Origin of the sequence: Veillonella sp., assembly GCF_041333735.1 — a bacterium.
Classification (GTDB): domain Bacteria; phylum Bacillota; class Negativicutes; order Veillonellales; family Veillonellaceae; genus Veillonella.
This window is the reverse complement of record NZ_JBGKFB010000001.1, coordinates 368,536-391,430: the sequence shown is the minus strand read 5'-3', so window position 1 is coordinate 391,430 and position 22,895 is coordinate 368,536. Positions and strand designations below refer to the sequence as shown.

Genomic DNA, 22,895 nt, shown 5'->3' with positions numbered 1-22,895 from the left:
TGCTATATCATACCGGGTATAGCGTTGGAACCTAGTGTTGTTATTGTGGTGAGAGGAAAAAATGAAGGATTATATTGATATTCAAGAGCGCCCGTCTTGGGGGCGTATGTTGCCACTTAGTTTCCAACATTTATTTGCTATGTTTGGCTCTACTGTATTAGTACCATATTTATTAAAAGTAGATCCTGCAACAGCTTTATTTATGAATGGTATTGGCACATTGTTATACCTATTCGTATGTAAAGGTAAAATCCCTGCATACCTCGGTTCTAGCTTTGCTTTCATTGCTCCTGTAGCTGGTGTATTATCTGCCGGCCTCGGTTATGAGGCAGCTAAAGGTGCCTTCGTTGTATTTGGCTTATCCTTTGTGATTTTATCTGTTCTAGTTCGCTATATTGGTACTCGTTGGATCGATAAGTTATTCCCACCGGCTGCCATGGGTGCTATCGTTGCTATTATTGGTTTAGAATTGGCGCCAGTAGCGATGAGTATGTCTGGCCTTATTGGTAATCAAGACTTGGGCATGAGCCACAGTCAAGCTGTATTTATTTCTATGTTTTCCTTAGTTGTTACCTTGCTTGGTACTGTTGTGTTCCGTGGCTTCTTAGCTGTAATCCCTGTTTTGATTGGCGTTGTTTCCGGCTATATCTTGTCTGCCTTCATGGGCGTTGTTGATTTCTCTGGTGTAGAGGCTGCTCCTTGGTTCTCTTTACCACAGTTCTATGGCATGCCTGTATTTGATATCAATGCCATCATCATGATTATGCCAGCACTCTTTGTAGTATTTGCAGAACATGTAGGTCACTTGGTTGTAACTAGTAACATCGTATCCAAAGACTTGATGAAAGAACCAGGCTTACAACGTTCTTTGCTCGGTGATGGTCTTGCGAACATCCTTTCTGGTTTCTTTGGTGCTACACCAAATACGACATACGGTGAAAACATCGGTGTACTCGCTATCACTCGTTGCTTCAGTGTGTGGGTTATCGGTGGTGCTGCAGTTCTTGCTATGATTATCTCCTTTGTAGGTAAAGTAGCTGCTCTTATCCATGCTATCCCAGTACCAGTTATGGGTGGTGTATCCATTCTCTTATTTGGTATCATTGCAGCATCCGGTTTGCGCATGCTTGTAGAACGCAAGGTAGATTATACAAATCCTGTTAATATGATCTTAACATCCGTTATCCTTGTTGTAGGTCTTAGCGGTGCAGAGCTTGCTGTAGGTCCTGTTGTATTGAAAGGCATGGGTCTTGCTACTGTAGTAGGCATGGCTATGAGTATTATCTTATTAATTCTTCAAAAAACAGGCGTTGGTAATGACCAATTGAAAAAAACAGAAGTATAATTTTGTTCAAGCCTAATGTTGAAATAGAATCTTAAGAAGATACCTAACAACGTAATTTTTAAAAATAATATACTCTATACATAACGACTGCTGAATCAGGTATAACCTGTGAAAGTAGTCGTTTTTGTTTTTCTTTATAATTTATTCTTTATATTGTATAATGAGTATATAAGTTGTATAAAATTAATTATAGAGAGGAGGGCCTATGGAGTTTTTAATTTGGATGGCTATAGGGATTGCCCTAATGGCTGTAGAACTCGTTGTTCCAGGCGGTATTTTGGGCCTCATCGGTTATTGTATATTCCTTTGGGGTGTGTATGTAGCCCTTGGAGAAGGTACGGTGGCGCTATATGCTGTACTAGGATTAACAGCCTTATTAATTGTCCTTATCATCGTGTTCTTTAATCACTTTGAAAAGACTTGGATAGGCAAATTGTTTACCTTAGGGCAACGATCTACGACAAAAGCTGGCTATGTATCTAATGATGTATTAGATGACTTAGTCGGTAAAGAAGGCGTAGCTCATACTACACTACGCCCTGCAGGTATTGCTAAAATTGATGGTAATTTGGTGGATGTTGTGACCGAAGGGGACTTCATCGATGCCGGTTCACCTATTGTGGTGCTTCGTGTTGTGGGCGGCCGCAATATTGTTAGAAAGCGTGATTAAGCTTTCACCACATCGTCGTATATAATGGAGGTTATTATGGATGTAGGTATTTTAATCTTGATTCCCATTCTACTGATTGGGATTATGGTGTTCTTGTATGTTGTGCCATTAGGCCTTTGGGTATCTGCTCTTGCAGCAGGCGTTAATGTTGGAATCTTTACACTCGTAGGCATGCGCTTGCGTCGTGTAAATCCATCCCAAATCGTAATGCCTTTGATTAAAGCTAATAAAGCAGGTCTTGATGTTAATGTAAATCAGCTTGAAGCGCATTACCTTGCAGGTGGTGACGTTGACCGCGTTGTAGATGCTTTGATCGCCGCTGAACGTGCATCTATTCCTTTGACATTCGAACGTTCTGCAGCTATCGACCTTGCAGGTCGTGATGTTTTGGAAGCGGTTCAAATGTCCGTTAATCCTAAGGTTATTGAAACACCAATTATCTCTGCAGTAGCAAAAAATGGTATCGAACTCAAGGTTCGTGCTCGTGTAACTGTACGTGCTAATATTGATCGCCTCGTTGGTGGTGCTGGTGAAGCTACGATTATCGCCCGTGTTGGTGAAGGTATCGTAACAACTGTAGGTTCCTCTGAAGAGCATACAGATGTATTGGAAAATCCAGACCACATCTCCCGTACTGTATTGGGTAAAGGCCTTGATGCGGGTACTGCATTTGAAATCTTGTCCATCGATATTGCGGACGTAGACGTAGGACGTAACATCGGTGCTCAATTGCAAACTGACCAAGCGGAAGCGGATAAGAAAATCGCGCAAGCTCGCGCCGAAGAACGCCGTGCTATGGCTGTTGCAACTGAACAAGAAATGCGTGCTAAAACACAAGACATGCAAGCTAAGGTTGTGGAAGCGCAAGCTGAAGTACCTAAAGCATTGGCAGAAGCTTTCAGAAATGGTAATCTTGGCGTTATGGATTACTACAATATGAATAATATTATTGCAGACACTAAAATGCGTGAAAACTTAGCAGATAGTGAATAGGAGTAGCTATGGACTCTATTTTGTCTTCTGTGCTATCCATCTTTTCGCATAACCCTATATTTGTTCTAGGTATCATCGCGTATATTGCTTTTTCTATTATAAAAAGCAAAAATACAGAAGAGTCTGATGACTATGATAACTATGAAAGTTCGAGTTCTGGCCAGACTTGGGAGGATATGGAGCGTGAATATGGTATCTCCATAGAGAAAAAGCCTGTAGAACCTTCGCCTGAGGACTTGTTGTATGATGATGATTTCTATCGAGAAATATTTAAAAATAGACCGATTGAAAATCAGCATCCTGAGGCTCCCTTAAGACCGAAGGGGGGAAGACTGTTTCAATATGATGATTCGGAGACATCTGAAAAACATGTTGAAGAGCATCAAAATAATGATAAAGCTCAAACAGTTTTAGCTTCCGAGCATCATTACGATGAAGCGTCTACAACGCAACAAGGTACTCATGTTTCATCTAAGAAAACTTCAAGTAAATCAACTGGCTTTAATACGAGTACAACTCGTTTAAGTAGAGAGTCTGTTACAGGTCCAACCTTAAGTGAGCGATTGGCCGAATTCAAGCGAGATAAGGCTTCTAAAGAAGGAAAGGTACTCCTTGATACGAATGTGGTAACGACTTCGCCAATCACTTCCACGAGTGCTCATACATCAAGTCATAAACGTATATCAAATCATGCTCTAAAAGAAGGCATGAAATGGTCTATCATCTTGAGTAAGCCTAAGGCTCTTGAACGCAGATATCGCTAAGTTGGGTTAGCCAATACGTTTATTAGCCATTAGAAAATATGGCTATCAAATATTGGTCATAACGTCTACTGGATTATTGATGATCCATGACCATCGTTATTTGCGGATAGATGTTGTATAGCAATTATAACGGCACATATCCTATGTGGTGCATATAATTACATATGGAAAGAGGTTCCTATTGGTCACCTATGTGACTATTAGGAACCTCTTTTTTATTGTCTTTTTTTGATGGAACTTTCACAATAATAGGGAAAGGAGTTCGTCTACAAGGAAAGGTGATAGTATGTATCGTAATGTGCGCGTTATACCTAAACAGTTGCTGGAACAATTATATGTAGAGAAACAGTGGAGTGTTCGTGAGGTGGCAGAGTATTTCCAGTGTAGTGTAGATACTATTATGCGGCGTATGAAGGCATATGATATTGAGCGAAGACCGTTGAAGAAGGATATAAATATGGTTCATGTACAAGCTCTATATGAGTCAGGTAAGTGGTCATTACATTCTTTAGCGAAGCGTTATGATGTATCGATTACGACGATGGCAAGTCGGTTGAAAGAATACGGATTGGCATGTCAGCGTTCGACTAAGAATGTAGCTATTGATCCGGTACGTATCTGTAGGGCCTATAAAAGTGGAAATACGTCAGACTCTATTGCACGTATGTATGGCATATCCCGATGGAAAGTACATCATGTGTTGCGTCATATGGGAATGTGCACAACGCTTAAAGCAAAAGCATCTCGAAAGGTGGACGAGATGACTTACTTGTATATTCATCATCATATGAGTACAGATGATATAGGTTTAGCTTACGGTATACGAGGGTGCATGGTGGCTATGTATTTACGGGAGCAAGGTATAGAAATTCGTTCAAATATATTAGAATTAGACGAAAATAGAATAAAAAACTTACGTGCTCAAGGGTATGGTGTTGCTAAAATTGCACAGATGATGGGGTGCTCTGCTTCTGCCGTACGAAAGCGGCTAGCTACGAAAAAATATATCTCTCCTTGATGTAGTGAGGTAGATACTATATACTTAAATTTATACAATGATGGGAGGAATATTATGCTTGAAATTATATCTGCTTTAATACCGTTTTTCTTACTTGGCATAGCGGCCGCTGGTTTGTCCCGTGTATCTGGGGTAGCCTTGTCGATGATTATCGTACCAACGCTATTGATTTGGGGCGCTAACGCGATTGATGTTATTGCCTTTATGCTGCTATTTGTGGTGTACAACAACTTTACAATGGAAACACAAGATGTTCGTTTAGACTATAAAGATCTTGTATTATTCCCTAAATGGCGTCTATGTATTCCATTTATTTTGAGTTTAGTTGCTGCGTTCTTTGCGCCAGCTGCAGGGATTGCCATCTTTATGGCCTGCTTTGTTCTAGAATTGTTAGCTACTGTATACAAACGCATTCCTGAAAATAAGCGACCTCGCTTGCATCGCGTTATTGTTACATCCATTTTAAGTGCTGTTGTAACTGCTGTAGGTGCTTATGCGGGCCCTAAAATTCCTAGTGAATACTATTTCATCTGTGCTGGTTTAGCCATCTTAATTATTACAGGCTTTGCTTGGTACGTAGGCAATCATCGAGATGCCTTTAGAGGTGCATGGGAAACAATTTGGGCTGACTTCAACTTGTTCTTGGGTATGTTTGGTGTAGAAGCCTCTTATTATCCAGCAGCGCTTACACGTTCCATTCCTAATCCAATGGACCGTATGTTACCAATGATTACAGTAGTAGGTGGATACGCTGGTCTTATGGTGGTATTTGGTGTTTACAATATCTTCTCCATACCATCTTTAATTACCGCTATTGGTGCTGCTATTGGCATTCGTCTCTTTGGTATGTATGAGTTTCCACGTCATGGCAGCTTCTCCTACTTAGCGATTGGCTTTGCTGTAGCTGCTGTTGTATGCTTGTATCTCGTATCTCCTACACCAGTAGGCTTTGATCATATTAATACATTAGTATCTCAACCAATCGGTCAATAAGGACTAGTAGTTTACTTATTTCTTTATCGTTTTATTAATATTTTTAGTGTTTTACCTAGTATCTAATAGAATTTAGTTTTGTGATATAGTTCATATATTATGCTGAAAGTTGAGTTCATACTAGATTGTGAAAGGGGTTGATGCTCTGTGGCAGAAACAATTGAAACGAGACCATTTCCACCGTTCTTACCAAAGAATACGACGGTAATGATGATGGGGACATTCCCACCAACTTCCGAAAAGCGATCTATGGAATTTCATTATCCTAACTTTCAAAATGACATGTGGCGCGTATATGGCTTAGTATTCTTTGATGATAAGGAACACTTTAGAAAAGGGGAGGAAAAAGCCTTTGATGCGGATAAGATTAAAGCGTTCTTATCTGAAGCGGGGATTGCTTCTTGTCCTACTGTATTAAAAGCTATACGCGAAAAGGGGAATGCATCAGATGCATTTCTCAAGGTGGTTGAACCTGTACCATTGGCAGAAGTGTTGGAACAAATTCCAGACTGTAAACATATTGGTACCACAGGTGGTAAGGCGACGGAAATTTTGTTGAGTCTTTTACCAGAAAAGGTTAAATTACCTAAAACAGGGGAGACAATTCCCTTTGTGTTTAACGGTCGCGAATTGACGTTAACACGATTGCCATCTACATCTCGTGCGTATCCGTTGAGCCTTGCTAAAAAGGCTGAAGCCTATAAAAACTTCTTTAAGGCTTGTGGATTACAGACAAAGTAATCTGTATAGATATGTAGAGCATATAGATATACCTGCTATATAGAAAAGTCATTAACTAAATAGTTATAAATAACACCTTTGATGTTATATCGTATCTTCGGGGATACAATATAAACGATCAAAGGTGTTTTATTATCAAAAATTAATGTGAATTATTAGAATAGAAATATCTATATTATAATTGATTATATGTATCTTATTATAAATAAAAGTAATGAGATATATAACATTTTAATTCTTGATTTTTAGAGTGAGAGGTTTATAATTAAGCGTTGTTGCAAATGGTTGACAATAGTTTAAGAAAATGGAGTTGATATTATGGATAAGGCTAAAGAGGCCTTATGGACAAGATCCTTTGTCCTTGATACTTTGATTAATTTCTTAGTATTTTTGATTTATTACTTATTAATCGTTATTATTGCGGTAGTAGCAAAGGATAATCTTCATGCTACAGCAAGTCAAGCTGGCTTGGCCGTTGGTATTTATATTATTGGTACCGTTGTTGCTCGGTTGTTAGCAGGACGGTTTATCAGCATCTTAGGCTGTCGTAAGATGCTATACCTAGGTTTGTTGATTTACTTAATTTCAACAGCCATGTATTTCTATACACCTAATTTATTGATGCTTGATAGTGTTCGTTTCTTAAATGGTTTTGCGTACGGTATTACATCGACTGCTACAAGTACGATCGTAGCGGCTATTATTCCAATGTCACGCCGTGGTGAAGGGATTAACTACTATGGCTTATCTACATCTCTTGCTGCTGCAGTAGGCCCATTCTTGGGGATTTTAATGCTACATAGCCTTGGTTATGACTTTATCATCGCATTCTGTGTTGCTCTTATCATCCTTTGTGGTATTGGTTCTGTTCTTATGAAGTTTGAGGAACCTAAGCTCGATATTGAATCTGAAGAACGTAAGGGCATTAGAATTTCCGATTATATTGAACCACGTATGAACTCTATTAGTCTTGTTTCTGTACTAGTAGGCTTTGCATACTCTGGTGTTATCGGTTTTATGGCAGCCTATACAAAAGATTTAAATCTTATCTTAGCAGGCACATTCTTCTTCGTTGTGTATGCTGTAGTTATTACTATAACAAGACCATTACTTGGTATTGTGTTTGATATGAAAGGGGAAAACTTTGTTCTTTACCCTTGCTTCATATCTTTAGCGCTTGGTATTTTCTTATTATCCATCGCTCACTCTACATGGTTAATACTCTTATCCGCTGTGTTTGTTGGCCTTGGTTATGGTACATTTATGTCAAACGGTCAAGCCGTAACTGTTAAAATTGTGCCGGTTCACCGTATTGGTGTTGCCACATCCACATACTTTATTGCCTTAGATATGGGGTTAGGTTTTGGTCCATACATCTTAGGTGCCATTAAAGAGGTAGTGGGTTATACAAGCATGTTCCATGTTACTGTTGTAGTAGCACTTCTTGCCTTCGTTGCGTACTATTTCTTATATGGTCGTTATGTAGGTACTGAAAAAGATCTTTCTTTGAAAGCTCGTGCTGAAGAAGAACAAATTAGAAATCGTAAACGCAATGGTAAACTTGCGTAGAATATAATCTACTAGTGCTGATGAATAGAGTTAATCTAGTTCATAGATTTTATAACTTCATAGATTTCTCTAACTAAATAAAAGGACTATACGAATGATTTCGTATAGTCCTTTTTTATGGTTAAGGTGTTTAGTATTCCATGTTCTAGAATGCTAGTTTTGTAGTTAAATACCGTTCAAATACCATCTAATAGTATAGATGCATGAGTAGTTATATCATAAGCTATTATTTTTCAATATTAACAATGTTTACGATCACTTCTACGGCTTTTTTCATGTCGTCAATACATGCAAATTCATGACGACCATGTAGGTTTTCTACGCCTGTAAAAATATTAGGAGTAGGGATGCCCATGAAGGAAATTTTAGAACCGTCTGTACCGCCACGGATAGGGTCACAAATAGGCGTGATGCCCGCTTTTTCCATAGCAGCTTTGGCTACGTTAACGCATTCCATATTGTCTTTAATGATATCGTACATGTTGTAATATTGATCCTTTACAGATACTTCACATACTTCGCGACCGTAGATTTCATTTAATGTTTGGCCGGCTTGTAAGAAGAATGCTTTTTTCGCTTCGAACAATTCTTTATCATGGTCGCGGATGATATAGTTCATTTTACCAGTATCTACTTGTGTTTCCATGCTCATAAGCATAAAGAAGCCTTGACGACCACATGTGTGTTCAGGAACAGCAGCACCTGGTAATAGAGAATCGAATTGCATTGCTAATTTAGCACAGTTGATCATAATGCCTTTGGCAGTGCCTGTATGAACAGATACACCTTTGAGGGTCACTGTACCGCCTGCAGCATTGAATGTTTCGTATTCAAGTTGACCGAGGCTTTCACCATCAATTGTATAGGCAAAATCAACAGGGAATTCTTTGACATCAAAGTGATCGGCGCCAGTGCCAATTTCTTCGTCTGGACCGAAAGCACACATGATTTTACCGTGCTTGATTTCTGGATGAGCTACGAGGTACGCAAGGGCTTCCATAATTTCACAGATACCAGCCTTGTCGTCGCCGCCGAGGAGAGTAAGACCATCTGTGACAACTAAGGATTTACCAATGTAATTTTTTAGATTAGGGAAATCTGCACGACGTGTGAAGATTTGATGTTCTTCGTTAAGGCAAATATCGCCGCCATCGTAGTTTTCAACGATGCGAGGCTTAATATTTTCTGCGTTGTAGTCTGCTGTATCCATGTGAGCAATGAAGCCTATAGCAGGTGCTTTTTCATCTGTATTAGCATTTAATGTGCCGATGACAAAACCATTTTCACGGTTATAAATAACTTCATCTAAACCGATTGCTTTTAAATCAGGTACGAGCACATTAGTAGCAAAGTCTACTTGAGTTTGAGTACTAGGAATTGTAGTACTTTCCTCATTAGACCGTGTATTTATGCTTGTATAGCGTACAAAACGTTCGACCATTGATTCCATAATGAGCCTCCTCGTAAGTAAACATACGTGTTATACATACTGGTATACATACTGTATATAATAAAGATTCTTAATATACTTTCATTGTAGAACAGGGGCGGTGAAAATGCAAAATAAATATTTATGGATTGTGTGATATTTTATTCGCATAATGCATAGAAAAGCATTGAACCATATATAGTGCCGTGTTAGTATAAAGGTGAATAGTTATACGTTTGTACATTTTCTGTGAGGAGGTTTTACCATGTCGGACGAAACTCGTTCTATTCCGCCCGTAGAACCCGTATTGGATCCTAAGAAGGATTACGTAGAGATTAACTCATATGTAGTATTCTGGGGCCTATTCTATGCGGCAATTTTCACACTGGCTGTAGGTTATTTATGTTTGAAAATTGGTCAAACAGTAGATGCCTTTGCTCCAGTATCTGTACTTGCAATGGGTACAGCAGTTATTTTGAAACGGCAAAATGCTTTTGCTGAAACGGTTCACATTCAGGCTATCGCTAGTTCTAGTACGAACACATTAGCTGGTGCGATGTTCTTCTTGCCAGCTCTATACATTTGGAATGTTACAGATGTATCCTTTGTACAGATGGCGATTCCTATTATCCTTGGTGGCGTACTTGGTGTTCTATTATGCGTTATGTTCCGTCGCTACTTCGTTGAGGAAATGCACTATGTGTATCCGTTCCCAAGCGGTCGTGCTGCTGCTGAAGTACTAATGAGTAATGAAGGTAGCAAAGCGAAACTCATGCTTGGTTCTGGTCTTATCGCTCTTGTATATGACTTTATTCTTAACAGCCTTGGCTGGTGGGAAGAGGTTATCCGTACTACTGCATTTAAATGGGGTTCTGCTCTAGCAGATTCTACTAAGTTAAATGCTGCTGTAGATACAGATGCTGCGTTGCTTGGTCTTGGTTACTTTACAGGCTTACGGTATGCGGCTATTATCGCAGCTGGTTCCTTCTTCTCTTGGTTCGTATGTATTCCAATCGTATACTATTTAGCTCCGGAACATATCATGCAAATCAATGGTCATGCTGTTCCACTTGCAGAAGCTCCAATTCGTAAAGTATTCTTAGACTATGTTCGTCATATTGGTATCGGTATGCTTGCCATGGCAGGTATCATCGGCTTGCTCAATATGTCCAAAGTCGTAGCTAGTGTTGTTAAAAATGCAGTGCTTGATATTTTCAGTTCCAAAACTGTAGATGTTAACTTGCTTCGTACACAACGCGACGTACCTACATCTTGGATTGGTGCTGGCATCTTGTTATGTACAGTTCTATTCGCAGCATACTTCCACTTTATGTATGCTGAAAGCTTCGGTCAAACAATCGTAGCATTCTTAATTGTTCTTATCATGTCCTTCCTATTATCTGTAGTAGGTATTAGTTCCATCGCTTATACAGGTACAGAACCAGTATCTGGTATGACAATCTTTATGATTATCATCTCCGCTGTATGCTTAACAGCAGCAGGCATGACTGGTAAAGTAGGTATGATTGCAGTCCTCATGATGGCATCCTTCATTGGTACAACCATCGGTATGGCTGGTAACTTCATGTCTGAACTTAAAGTAGCGCATATGACAGGTGCTACACCTAAGAAAATGGAACAATGGCAAATCGTTGGTACTATTCTTTGTGCTGTACTTTCTGTAGGCGTTATGATCCTCTTGAACGATGCATATGGCTTTGTAGGGGACCATGCATTAAATGCGCCACAAGCGAACGCTATGGCTGCTATCATCGAACCTATGATGACTGGCGGTAGTGCTCAATGGCCTCTATACATGGCAGGTGCATTATTTGCAATCATCTTGTGGATGGTAAAAGTTCCACCATTGGCGTTTGCCCTTGGTACATACTTGCCAATGGAAATCAACACACCATTACTTATCGGTGGTTTGATTGCATACTTCGTACAAAATAGTACAAAAGATAAAGAATTGGCAGATCTTCGCTTCTCTAAAGGTAGCACAATTGCATCTGGTCTCGTAGCTGGTGGTGCTATTGGTTCTCTATTCAGTGCTGTACTTCGTATTGCAGGTGTTGATGTATTCGCACAAGACTGGGTTGAAACACCGGAAGCAACATACCTCAGTATCGTAATGTACTTGTTACTCTGTGTATTCTTGTACAAAGTGGCTATGTACGTAAAAGCTAAAAAAGCTAAATAATATGAGTATGATAGTTCTTCAATGAAGTAAAAATGCTATCTATTCTATAAACTGCTAGGAATTCTCCACTCTGGAGATGACCGCCTTTACCGAGTTTAGATTGCTTGGTAAAGGCGGTCTTTTTATTATTAATTCTAGTTTTATTGCTATATCTATTAATAATTTCTTCGGTATAACTAAAAACTATATTAATATAATACCTATTGATATAGTCGGATTAATTGACCCTAACTATATCGAATGTTATGATTATACTAGAATACCTTTATAGGTATTATTTTTATTATGCTCATAATGTAAGTATAGATATGTTCATTCGTATATAGAAAGAAAACTTTACATAGAACTGTAAGGTTAGAGTAAGGTCAATTATGAAATTTAAGAAAATAGCAGCTCTTTTAGGGGCTTTTACACTTGCTAGTAGCTTGTTTATAGCTGGTTGTGGTAATACAGGTAGCACTCAAAAAGCATGGCGCGTTGGTACAGATGCGACCTATGCACCATTTGGTTTTAAAGATAAAGACAGTGGAAAATTAGCAGGTTTTGATGTAGATATTATCAATGCCATTGCACAGGAAGAGGGCATTGAAGCAGATGTTCAAAACTTGAACTTTGATGCACTTTTACCAGCACTACAAAGCAATACAATCGATATTGCTATTTCGGATATGACTATTTCCGAAGATCGTGCCAAGTCTGTAGACTTTAGTAAACCATACTATATTGCAGGTAATGGCCTCGTTGTAAATATCGATAATACTAATATCAATAGTTTTAAGGACTTAGAAGGAAAGCGCATTGGTGTATCTATCGGATCTACTGGTGCAGAAATTGCTAGTAAGATCCCTAATGCCGATGTGCGCCAATTTAATCTCATCGTCGATGCATTCTTAGAATTGCAAAATAGAGGTGTAGATGTAGTTATTAACGATACACCGGTCAATGAATATTATGTTAATAGTAAGGGGAAAGGTATCGCAAAGGTTACTGGAGAGGACTATGATGCGGCACCGCTTGGTATTGCTGTGAAGAAGGGCAATACTGAGCTTCTTAATAAAGTTAACGATGGTTTGGCTAAGATTAAAGCCAATGGCAAATATGCAGAGATTTATAAAAAATGGTTTGGTAAAGAGCCACCAGCAGAGGATTTAAAATAGTTTGTAGATAGAACCTAAACGTATTATTTGTTATAATACGTTTAGTAAACCTCAAAAGGTATGAGGTAGTATAGAATGGGTGATATGATGGCTAAACGACGTGCATTTTTAGATATAATTAAAGAGAAGGGCGCCCTCGTTTTGGATGGTGGCTTAGGATCAGAGTTAGAGCGTTATGGCTGTAATCTTCAGCATAAATTATGGTCTGCTAAGATTCTTATGGACCAACCAGATATCATCAAAAAAATACATATCTCCTACTTGGCGGCTGGGGCAGATATCATTCAAAGTTCTGGATATCAAGCAACAGTAGCGGGCTTTAAAGGATTAGGTTATGGTACGGAAGAGGCCATAGAGCTCGTTAAATTATCCGTTCGTTTAGCTGTACAAGCTCGCAATGAGTTTTTAGAGGCTAAGGCGACTGGAGCACTTACATTGCGGGGGATTACACTTGGTGAAGAGACTCCAGATGGGGTTAGATATTTTTCTGAAGGTGCATTGCCTAAACCATTAGTGGCGGCTTCTGTAGGACCATATGGTGCATTTTTGGCGGATGGATCTGAGTACCGTGGATATCCTGATGTGCAAACTGAATATCTCGAAGTATTCCATATTCCTCGGTTAGCATTATTCTGTGAAGAAAACCCGGATATATTATCCTTTGAAACTATCCCGTCTTATGACGAAGCCATTGCCATTGCTCGCGCCATGTCTGACCCATACACATCGAGAGGAATTCCAGGATGGATTGCCTTTTCTTGTAAAGATGGACATCATGTTTCTAGTGGTGAAACCATCATTAAATGCGCGGAGATGATCGACAAGGTTAGACCTATAACTGGTATTGGTGTCAACTGTACTAAGCCGGAATACGTAGAGTCCTTGATTAAGGATATTCGGACTGTTACGGATAAACCGATTGCTGTATATCCTAATCTTGGTGAAAGCTATGATAGTGAAACTAAGACCTGGTATGGCGACCCTGCATCATTTGTAGATTATGTTGATGTATGGCGTAATGCTGGGGCAGATATCATAGGTGGTTGTTGTAGAACAACACCTGAAATTATTAGAGATATAGCTAGAAAAATTCATAAATAGTAATATAAACTAATGATATAAACATAAAAGGCTATCGATGTTAAGTCGATAGCCTTTTTCTATTAGCTGATGTTTTATTGGTTTTATATAATAAAAAAGCAGTGCATAAGCACTGCTTTTACTATGGCGGAGAGACAGGGATTTGAACCCTGGGTACGGGATAACCGCACACATGATTTCCAATCATGCTCCTTCAGCCGCTCGGACACCTCTCCATGTATTCTGTTGTGTAACAGGTACTTGTATAGTATATGAAAAAGTTAGATTTATGTCAAGCAAAAAATCGTGAAAATCTTAGACTTTCATAAGACTTTTAAACTCTATTAATTTAGCTTGGTTTCTACTGTTAGTAGTAATAATTAAATTGTAAAAATGTTACGCAACATATTGTTAAAACGTAAGATATGTATCCTTTGAAGTATAAGAAAAAAGACCGCCTAAACAGGCGGTCTTTAGTTTGTATATTATAATACTTCTTTAATTTCAGCTGCATCGATGGATGCTTTGATATCGTCTGCCATTTTTTCGATTTTTGGAAGATCTTCTGGTTTTAAAGAGGATTTGATATCAAGTGGTTCGGATATGATTTCAATGTCTTTGAAGTCGTTTTCAAAGTGAGCAACCATTGTTTTCATTGCAGCAGATGCCCAAGAGTGGTTACCAATGATGGATACCTTATGGTTTTGGAAGTTAAGTGCTTTTAATTCATGAATGAAGTTTTCCATAGTAAGGTATAGGTTCAAATTGTATGTAGGTGCAATTGTTACCAAGTTAGTGTATTTCCAAGCATCAGCGATAATGTAGGAAGCGTTAGTTTTGGAAACATCATAGATTTTAATATCTGTTACGCCACGTTTAGACAATTGTTTTGCCAATTGTTGTGCAATAGCACGAGTGTTACCGTACATAGAACCGAAGGCAATAACAACACCTTTTTTACAAGCTGTGTAGCTGGACCAGTGCAAGTATTTGCGCAAGATATAATCGATAGTTTCAGGTGTACGCCAGATAGGACCATGTAGTGGAGCAATGCGTTTGATGTCAAGACCAGAAACTTTACGAATCGCATTTTGTACTTGAGGACCGTATTTACCAACTATATTTGTGTAGTAACGACGAGCTTCATCTTCGTAGGTAGCAACGTAATCAGTTTGGTCTGCAAAGATGTTACCGTTAACTGTACCGAATGTACCGAAAGCATCTGCAGAGAATAATGTACCAGTAGATTTTTCATATGTACAAGTTACTTCTGGCCAGTGAACCATAGGCATAGTGTAGGAAACAAGTGTATGTTTACCAAGGCAAATTTCGTCGCCTTCTTTTACAGTGTAGTATTGGTCAGGTTTTGGAGAATTGTAGAATTGCTCGAACATGCGGAATGTTGTAGCATTACCAACCATTTTACAGTTTGGATAGCGTTCCAATGTTTCCAATAATGTTTGGCAATGGTCTGGTTCCATATGATTTACGATGATGTAATCAAGGTCGCGACCATTTAATAGATGAGTCAAGTTATCAAAGTATTCTTCGCGAATTTCCGCATCTACAGAGTCAACAACACAAGTTTTTTCATCATCGATGAAATAGCTGTTATAGCTAACACCATTTGGAATAGGGAATAAGTTTTCAAAACGTTCTGTAGTCCAGTCATTACTACCAATCCAGTAGATATTATGGGTCATTTTCTGAGCACAATGCATAATAAAATCCTTTCTTAACTCACATTTGTTATGTATAGGTTTACACGAATTCTCATGTTCGTAAATATATCATCAACTTATAATACTAATATTTTCGAAAAAAATCAATATTGAAAAGCCTACCCAAAGGAGTAGGCTTTCACAGGAAAGAATAATCATTAATTATTTAAAGTATTTTACACCAGATGTAAAGATTGGCATTTCTAATAAGCCAGGAATATTTTTACTGATACCAGCACCACAACGTTCGGAGTGAGCCATCTTACCGAATACGCGACCATCTGGACTATAAATGCCTTCGATAGCAGCTACAGATTGATTTGGATTGAAGCGGCTATCCATGGAGGCAATGCCATCAAAGTCTACATATTGTGTAGCAATTTGACCAGTTTTGTTGAATTCCAATACTTGTTGAGGGGAAGCGATGAAGCGACCTTCGCCGTGAGAAATTGGCACGGTGTAGATTTCACCTGCTTTAGCATCACTCATCCAAGGAGATTTAGTAGAAATAACTTTAGTGTTAACCATACGAGACAAGTGACGACCGATTGTGTTGTACGTCAATGTAGGATGATCGGCGGTTAACGTTTCGATATGACCACCTGGCAACAAACCTAATTTGATAAGGGCTTGGAAACCATTACAAATACCAAGTATTAGACCATCTTGTTTGTACAAGAGGTTTTCTAAACCTTCTGCAAGGTATGGATTGCGGAAGAGGGTAGCCATAAATTTGCCAGAACCATCTGGTTCATCGCCAGCACTGAAGCCACCAGGGAACATAAGAATTTGAGATTCAGCTAATTTAGCTTTGATTACGTCGATAGATTCTTTTAATTGTTCTGGTGTTTGGTTACGAATGACTACAATATCTGTTTCGGCCCCAGCACGTTCGAAGGCACGAGCAGAGTCAAATTCGCAGTTTGTACCAGGGAATACAGGGATGAGCACTTTAGGTTTTGCCCCTAAGGCTGCACTGCGAGGTTTAGCATGTTGGTCGTGGATGTACGCTACCGCTTCACCAACACCATTTGGCGCATGCATAGGAAAGATATCGTTTAATGGAGCTTCATAAGCTGCTTGAATTTCTTTAAGAGATACAGATTGGTCGGCCCATTCAATAACAGGATTTGCTTGTGTTACACCTATTACTTTAAGACCTGGTAATTCTAAGAGATAGTTAACAGCTTTAATATCTACTTCTACGATAAATGCACCAAGAGCTGGTTGGAAGATAGCGCGTTCCGCATATTTATCGAATTTAACACCAATGTTGTTGCCAAGAGCCATTTTGGTAACTGCTTCAGGGATGCCACCTTGGTCAACAACATAAGCGGAGTAAACGCGACCTTTTTCAATTTGTTCTTGTAAAACTTCACAGTTTTCCTTGAATCGATCCCAATCTGGAGTGTCATCGTATGTACGAGGTACATCAAAGAATACTAGGCGATGATCTACACCTTTAAGGTCTTGGCTTACAATATTATCTACATGGGCTGTGCCAACTGCAAAGGATACGAGGGTAGGAGGTACTGTAAGGTCCATAAAGGTGCCGCTCATAGAATCTTTGCCACCAATAGCACCGATTTCAAGTTCTTTTTGAGCTTTATAGGCCCCGAGAAGGGCTGCTATAGGTTTGCCCCAAGATTCTTTAGAATTAAGGCGTTCAAAGTATTCTTGCAATGTTAAGTATGCATCTTCACGACGACCACCAAGAGCTACTAATTTAGCTACAGATAAAAGTACTGCATATTGTGCGCCATGGTATGGACTCCAAGCAGATAATTCTGGTACGAAGCCATGTGTCATGATGCTTGCAGTTGTAGTTTCACCGTTTAATACAGGTAATTTTGCGACCATGCCTTGGGTAGGCGTCTTTTGGAACTTGCCACCGAATGGCATGAGTACTGTATTAGCACCAACAGTACTATCGAAGCGTTCTGCTAAACCTTGTTGGGACGCAGTATTTAAATCGGATACTGCGGCAAGCCATTTTTCTTTGAAGTTATCTGCGCTTGAAGAACCGCGTAAGAAGTAAGAGCGATCTGCTGGCGCTGTTACAATAGCTTCTTGTTGTTGGCTAGCGCCATTTGTATTCAAGAAGTCGCGGCTGATATCTACGATTGTTTCGCCATTCCAGTTCATGATGAGGCGATTAGTATCAGTTACATCTGCCACAACTGTACATTCTAAATTCTCTTCGTCGCAATAGGATTTGAATGTCTCTACATCGGAAGCGGCGATGACGCAGGCCATACGTTCTTGAGATTCAGAAATCGCTAATTCTGTACCATCAAGGCCAGCGTATTTTTTAGGAACTAAATCAAGATTGATTGTTACACCATCTGTTAATTCACCGATAGCAACAGATACACCGCCTGCACCAAAGTCATTACAACGTTTAATAAGAGTTGTTACTTCACCGCGACGGAAGAGGCGTTGAATTTTACGTTCTGTAAGGGCATTGCCTTTTTGAACCTCTGCACCACATGTGGAAAGGGATTCTACGGTATGTTCTTTAGAGGAACCCGTAGCGCCACCACAGCCATCGCGGCCAGTTTTACCGCCCAGCAATACTATTACATCGCCTGCAACAGGTACTTCACGACGTACTTGGTTGCGAGGTGCAGCACCGATAACAGCACCGATTTCCATGCGTTTAGCCACATAGCCAGGATGGTAATATTCTTTTACTTCACCTGTAGCAAGGCCGATTTGGTTGCCGTAAGAGGAGTAGCCACGAGCAGCTTCTTGGGTAATTTTCTTTTGAGGCAATTTGCCTTCTAATGTATATTCAAGACTAGTATGAGGGTCGCCAGCGCCTGTAACGCGCATAGCTTGGTATACATAAGCACGACCGCTCAATGGATCGCGGATACAACCACCTAAGCACGTTGCAGCACCACCAAATGGTTCAATTTCAGTAGGGTGGTTATGCGTTTCGTTTTTGAATAATAACAACCATTCTTCAGTTTTGCCGTTTACATCAACAGGAACGATGATTGTACATGCATTGATTTCATCGGATTCATCAAGATTTGTTAAACCGCCTGCATGACGCAACTCTTTGACTGCCAATGTTGCCATGTCCATGAGGGAGCGAGCCTTTTTCTTCGTTGTATATAGCTCTGCGCGGCCTTCCATGTATTCTTCAAGAGCTTCTTTTACAGCACCTGTGAAACGGCTATCCTCAATGGTAATATCCGTTAATTCCGTCATAAATGTAGTGTGACGGCAGTGGTCGGACCAATAGGTATCGAAGAGGCGAATTTCTGTAATGGTAGGATTGCGGTGTTCTACCTCTGCATATTGTTGCTTGATTAATTTGAGGTCTGCCAATGTCATAGCAAGGCCATAGCTATCGATGAGGGTTTCTAAATCAGCATCGCTCATGTCTGTAAAGCCATCGATTGTTGCCACTGGTTTAGGATCTTCTAATTCAAGGGCTAATGTAGTTGGCAATTCAAGACTCGCTTCGCGGGAATCTACTGGGTTAATATAGTATGCTTTGATGGCCTCTTCTTGTTCTTTTGTGAAAGTGCCTTCGATGGCGAATACACGAGCACATCGAACGATGTGGCCAGATGTAAGGGTGAGCATGGAAATACATTGCTCAGCACTGTCAGCACGTTGATCGTATTGACCTGGCACATATTCAACAGCAAAAACGAAACCTTGTACAGTTGGGATTTCTTCTAATACTGTATCTACAGGAGGCTCGGAGAAGATAAGGTTTTTTGCAGCCTCTAAATCTTTTGAATCTACATGTTCGATATCATAACGCTCGTAGATGGTTACCCCTGTAGCAGGCATAGATAATTCCTGTTGTAAGGTTTGTAACATGCGTTGTGCTTCTTGGTTGAAAGATTCTCGTTTTGTTACGAATAATCGTTGTATAGCCATTATAGCCTCCTGTAATGTATATAATTCCCTGTGGGATATTGACAAATTAAGTATAGTCGGTCTAGACTTATAAGTAAAGATAATCTTACTTATGAAAAGATTAGAAATACTAATAAATATGAAAGCTTCATGAAGGTCATAAGACCTAACTTTCATGAAGATTTCTACATATTCATTATATATTGAGAGTCCATACTTATAATATAGTAAATGATATGTATATTTAAAAGTAAGACACTACTATTAGTATATAACAGAGGTGAATAAAATGGCAGTATCTGCAGATTTATATAGAACCTTTTTAGGGGTAGGCTTATATTTATCCTTTTCCCGTGCAGCCAAAGAGTTAGGCGTTTCTCAATCCGCCATCAGCCAAAGTATTAAGCAATTAGAAGGTGAACTGAATATGCCTCTTTTTGTGCGCACTACAAAATCTGTAGGGTTCACGCCAGAAGGCAAAGAATTATTTGATACAGTAGCTAAAGCCTTTTCCATTCTTGATAATGGGGTAACTCAATTGCAAGAACGGGTGAGCCAAGCTTATGAAAGTTTAAATCTTGCTGCTACAGATACATTATGTCGCCATTTCCTATTGCCTTATTTCCATAAATGGCAGCTTCAAGAAAGCGAAATTGGACTACATATCATTAATCGTCCATCCCCTGATTGCGTAGAATTAGTACTCAATAAAGAAGCGCAGTTGGCGGTGGTTAATGACTATGAAGGCTTACGCGATAATCCTCAACTAGAGGTAACTACATTGGCTACAATTCAAGATGTATTTGTTGGTGGTCCTGACTATAAAGGGGCAGGCTTCTTTGATCAAGGCCGTCTTCTTAATGAGCCTATTTTGCTCTTGCATAAAGGCTCTGCGAGCCGTACATTCTTTGATGAAGTAACTCATGGCGCATGCCGTAAACCACGCTTTGAATTAGGTAGCGTCGATGTGCTGCTTGATCTTGTAGAAATTAACATGGGGATTTCCATGTTGCCTAACCATGTAGTGCAACAAAAGATGCAAGAAGGTACAGTGGTACGTATAGATACAGATATTCCGGTGCCAACACGCGATATTGTACTTGTCCGTTCTCGTTTGGTACCTCAATCTGAAGGGGCTGCACGCTTCACTTCATTGCTTGTTAATCGTGAAAGCACACGTGATAAGGTTTTATAATAATGAGACACACTTTATGAGAATTTTCAGAAAGTGTGTCTTTTTATATTTTAGAGTACTGTTATCTGTGCTATATTATATTGTTATAAACCTACTGAATTTTATAATTTAGTGTGGAAAGTTTTTAAGTCTTAAAGAACGCTGTTTTCTAGCTGTATTGTTAAGTCTTTTACTTGATATAGGTTGACCCTAAGGGGTTATTTACGTTAAAATTTAAAGATAGTTATGCTGCGGAGGTAAGAGCACATGGAATTATTAAAACAACGCATTCGTGAAGAGGGGATTGTCCTCAATAATCGCGTGCTAAAAGTCGATGGTTTCTTGAATCATCAAATCGATCCACAATTGTTTAAAGCAATCGGTAAAGAAATCGCCGATCGTTACCGTGATGCAGGTGTACAACGTATTGTTACTATTGAAGCATCTGGCATTGCATTGGCATTGATGGCTGCTCTTGAACTTGATGTGCCATTAGTATTTGCGCGTAAGAAAAAATCCATTCTTATGGTAGATGATGTATATCATAGTGTTGTGTACTCTTATACAAAAGAGGAAAACTATGATATTACTATTTCTAAAAAATTCTTGCCAGCCGGTGAAAAAGTGTTGATTATCGATGACTTCTTGGCATCTGGTGAGGCTGCTATGGGCCTTGCTAAATTGGTAGAAGACGCTGGTGATGAAGTGGTTGGTATGGCGATCGCTATCGAAAAATCCTTCCAACCTGGTCGTGAACGCCTTGAAAATGCAGGGTATCGTGTTGAGTCTTTAGTTCGTATTAAAGAATTTAAAGACAATGGTTGTGTATTTATCGAAGACTAATAGTCTGATTATTTGTAGAGGGAATTATGAATCAAAAAGCAGAAAAATTTGACTTACTCGTTGCTGACCTAAATAAAGGTGGCAACTCTTGGTTTACAAAGGAAGAAATGACAGATGACCTTCATACAGTCGTTTACCACGGCCGTTTGGATGTTCATGAGCATAGCTTGCCTGTATTCATCGTTGTGGATGATTCTGCATTCTCCTATGCACGTATTGCTATCACAACAACATCTATTGATGAAAAAGTGATTCCTGCTGTGTTGAAAGAACTTAACACATTGAATCAAGATTATAAAGTATCTAAATACTATGTGAGCAATGAAGACAATAATATCTACATGGATGTATCAGTTCCTGGTTTGACAGAGCAATTTGATCCTACCGTAGTAGTCAATTTATTGCTTGAAGTCGTTCAACCACATTTAGATGCTGTACATAGAGGCATTCTTAAAGTAGCTGGTTTAGCTTAATAGAGGTTGTTATGAATCCTAAAGCATTATTATTTGATAAGTTTTTAAAAGACGAAGAAATCATATCCTTTGAACGTAAGGATTTTGAGGATGAAGACGGTACGGTTGTATACCGCTCTTATATTAAATCCCCGTTGTGGGATATGCCGCTATTTGTCATCCTTGATAACAGTATTTACAGTGTTATTCGTTTGGTGTTAGGACCTGAAAAGGTAACAGCACAAAATATGAATGCCTTGAATGCGTTGATCAACCGTGACAATGCGACATACAAAAACTATAAACTATATATTGATGAACAAGATTCCAGTCTATATTTAGACTGTGTATACATGTGTGGTGATGATGCATTTGAACCGGCATTAATGTATGCATTGATGTCTTCTATCGTAGACTATGTCCCTGAAGCTGTAGGCGAGTTGAAAGCTGCTTTTGAAAGTAGCACACACTAATTAATAACAAATATAGATTAAGGGCCGTAATGTTCGGAAATTAATTGGAAGAGGGTATCCTATCTCTAAAGGTGGGATGTCCTCTTTTTGTTTTTGGTAAAATATACATTAATACTTTGAAAGACCTGAGTTTAATAGTATATATAGTTTTGTAAAAATGAGTATATATTTTTAATCATACATTTTGAATAACGTCGATATAATTAAATTTAATTCTTTCTAAAAGTTCGGAATATAACGAATAATAAAAATAATTAATTAAAAAATATTCGAAAATAGTGTTGATTTTGTAAAAGTTAGGTGTTACAATTTGTGTACAAGAAGGAGGTAGCACCGTGAACTATGCAAATCAACAAACTCAAAGCAAGTCTACGGAGGCTATTTGTGC

18 protein-coding genes and 1 tRNA gene are annotated in these 22,895 nt (G+C 39.1%); 15 read left to right on the top strand and 4 right to left on the bottom strand.

Going from position 1 to position 22,895, the window contains the following annotated elements:
- The first annotated feature begins 61 nt into the window (after positions 1-61).
- The 8 genes from uraA (at position 62) to ACDF53_RS01715 (ending at position 8,093) form a co-directional block, all read left to right on the top strand.
- Positions 62-1,345 carry a uracil permease gene (uraA, locus tag ACDF53_RS01750; protein ID WP_370815299.1) on the top strand — a complete coding sequence of 428 codons (1,284 nt, stop codon included), beginning with the start codon at positions 62-64 and terminating at the stop codon, positions 1,343-1,345.
- Positions 1,346-1,550: 205 nt separating this feature from the next.
- Positions 1,551-2,015, top strand: coding sequence for an NfeD family protein (locus ACDF53_RS01745; protein ID WP_370815298.1), 465 nt, complete (start codon positions 1,551-1,553; stop codon positions 2,013-2,015).
- Positions 2,016-2,051: 36 nt separating this feature from the next.
- Positions 2,052-3,008, top strand: coding sequence for a flotillin-like protein FloA (gene floA / locus ACDF53_RS01740; protein WP_059361546.1), 957 nt, complete (start codon positions 2,052-2,054; stop codon positions 3,006-3,008).
- 8 nt (positions 3,009-3,016) lie between these two features.
- Complete coding sequence (locus tag ACDF53_RS01735; RefSeq protein WP_370815297.1) at positions 3,017-3,772, top strand: hypothetical protein; 756 nt, start codon at positions 3,017-3,019, stop codon at positions 3,770-3,772.
- Positions 3,773-4,058: 286 nt separating this feature from the next.
- On the top strand, positions 4,059-4,790 hold the full coding sequence (locus tag ACDF53_RS01730; RefSeq protein WP_370815296.1) for a sortase: 732 nt from the start codon (positions 4,059-4,061) through the stop codon (positions 4,788-4,790).
- 54 nt (positions 4,791-4,844) lie between these two features.
- Entirely contained in the window at positions 4,845-5,783 is a 939-nt protein-coding gene (locus tag ACDF53_RS01725) for a hypothetical protein (RefSeq protein ID WP_370815295.1), read from the top strand.
- Between the two features lie 147 nt (positions 5,784-5,930).
- The gene (locus ACDF53_RS01720; protein ID WP_295783498.1) at positions 5,931-6,524 is read left to right on the top strand and encodes a DNA glycosylase; all 594 of its coding nucleotides are present in this window, start codon (positions 5,931-5,933) and stop codon (positions 6,522-6,524) included.
- 318 nt (positions 6,525-6,842) lie between these two features.
- Positions 6,843-8,093: an MFS transporter gene (locus ACDF53_RS01715; RefSeq protein ID WP_370815294.1), complete on the top strand. Its 1,251-nt coding sequence runs from the start codon at positions 6,843-6,845 to the stop codon at positions 8,091-8,093.
- A gap of 226 nt (positions 8,094-8,319) precedes the next feature.
- Here the strand turns inward: ACDF53_RS01715 and pepT are convergent, their stop codons facing one another.
- Positions 8,320-9,543, bottom strand: coding sequence for a peptidase T (gene pepT / locus ACDF53_RS01710; RefSeq protein WP_325192114.1), 1,224 nt, complete (start codon positions 9,541-9,543; stop codon positions 8,320-8,322).
- Positions 9,544-9,787: 244 nt separating this feature from the next.
- Between pepT and ACDF53_RS01705 the strand changes: the two genes are divergently transcribed.
- The 3 genes from ACDF53_RS01705 (at position 9,788) to mmuM (ending at position 13,983) form a co-directional block, all read left to right on the top strand.
- Positions 9,788-11,725 carry an OPT family oligopeptide transporter gene (locus tag ACDF53_RS01705; RefSeq protein WP_257847022.1) on the top strand — a complete coding sequence of 646 codons (1,938 nt, stop codon included), beginning with the start codon at positions 9,788-9,790 and terminating at the stop codon, positions 11,723-11,725.
- A gap of 371 nt (positions 11,726-12,096) precedes the next feature.
- A complete protein-coding gene (locus ACDF53_RS01700) occupies positions 12,097-12,882 on the top strand; it encodes a basic amino acid ABC transporter substrate-binding protein (RefSeq protein WP_370815293.1) in 786 nt (261 codons plus the stop codon).
- Between the two features lie 75 nt (positions 12,883-12,957).
- Entirely contained in the window at positions 12,958-13,983 is a 1,026-nt protein-coding gene (gene mmuM / locus ACDF53_RS01695; protein WP_295233483.1) for a homocysteine S-methyltransferase, read from the top strand.
- A 124-nt stretch (positions 13,984-14,107) separates the two neighbouring features.
- On the opposite strand, the gene ACDF53_RS01690 is transcribed toward mmuM, so the two are convergent.
- The 3 genes from ACDF53_RS01690 to ACDF53_RS01680 form a co-directional block, all read right to left on the bottom strand.
- Positions 14,108-14,198: transfer RNA gene (locus ACDF53_RS01690), tRNA-Ser, on the bottom strand.
- Between the two features lie 249 nt (positions 14,199-14,447).
- On the bottom strand, positions 14,448-15,683 hold the full coding sequence (locus ACDF53_RS01685; RefSeq protein ID WP_227283589.1) for an FprA family A-type flavoprotein: 1,236 nt from the start codon (positions 15,681-15,683) through the stop codon (positions 14,448-14,450).
- Positions 15,684-15,845: 162 nt separating this feature from the next.
- A complete protein-coding gene (locus ACDF53_RS01680) occupies positions 15,846-19,586 on the bottom strand; it encodes a phosphoribosylformylglycinamidine synthase (RefSeq protein ID WP_370815292.1) in 3,741 nt (1,246 codons plus the stop codon).
- A gap of 268 nt (positions 19,587-19,854) precedes the next feature.
- On the opposite strand from ACDF53_RS01680, the gene ACDF53_RS01675 reads away from it, so the two are divergent.
- The 4 genes from ACDF53_RS01675 (at position 19,855) to ACDF53_RS01660 (ending at position 22,507) form a co-directional block, all read left to right on the top strand.
- The gene (locus ACDF53_RS01675) at positions 19,855-20,760 is read left to right on the top strand and encodes a LysR family transcriptional regulator (protein WP_005387848.1); all 906 of its coding nucleotides are present in this window, start codon (positions 19,855-19,857) and stop codon (positions 20,758-20,760) included.
- 246 nt (positions 20,761-21,006) lie between these two features.
- Positions 21,007-21,582 carry a xanthine phosphoribosyltransferase gene (locus ACDF53_RS01670; protein WP_005387850.1) on the top strand — a complete coding sequence of 192 codons (576 nt, stop codon included), beginning with the start codon at positions 21,007-21,009 and terminating at the stop codon, positions 21,580-21,582.
- Positions 21,583-21,608: 26 nt separating this feature from the next.
- Positions 21,609-22,055 carry a hypothetical protein gene (locus tag ACDF53_RS01665; protein WP_296008451.1) on the top strand — a complete coding sequence of 149 codons (447 nt, stop codon included), beginning with the start codon at positions 21,609-21,611 and terminating at the stop codon, positions 22,053-22,055.
- 11 nt (positions 22,056-22,066) lie between these two features.
- Positions 22,067-22,507 (top strand): hypothetical protein, encoded by a 441-nt coding sequence (locus ACDF53_RS01660; protein ID WP_295783520.1) that lies wholly within the window; start codon positions 22,067-22,069, stop codon positions 22,505-22,507.
- Positions 22,508-22,895 lie beyond the last annotated feature (388 nt).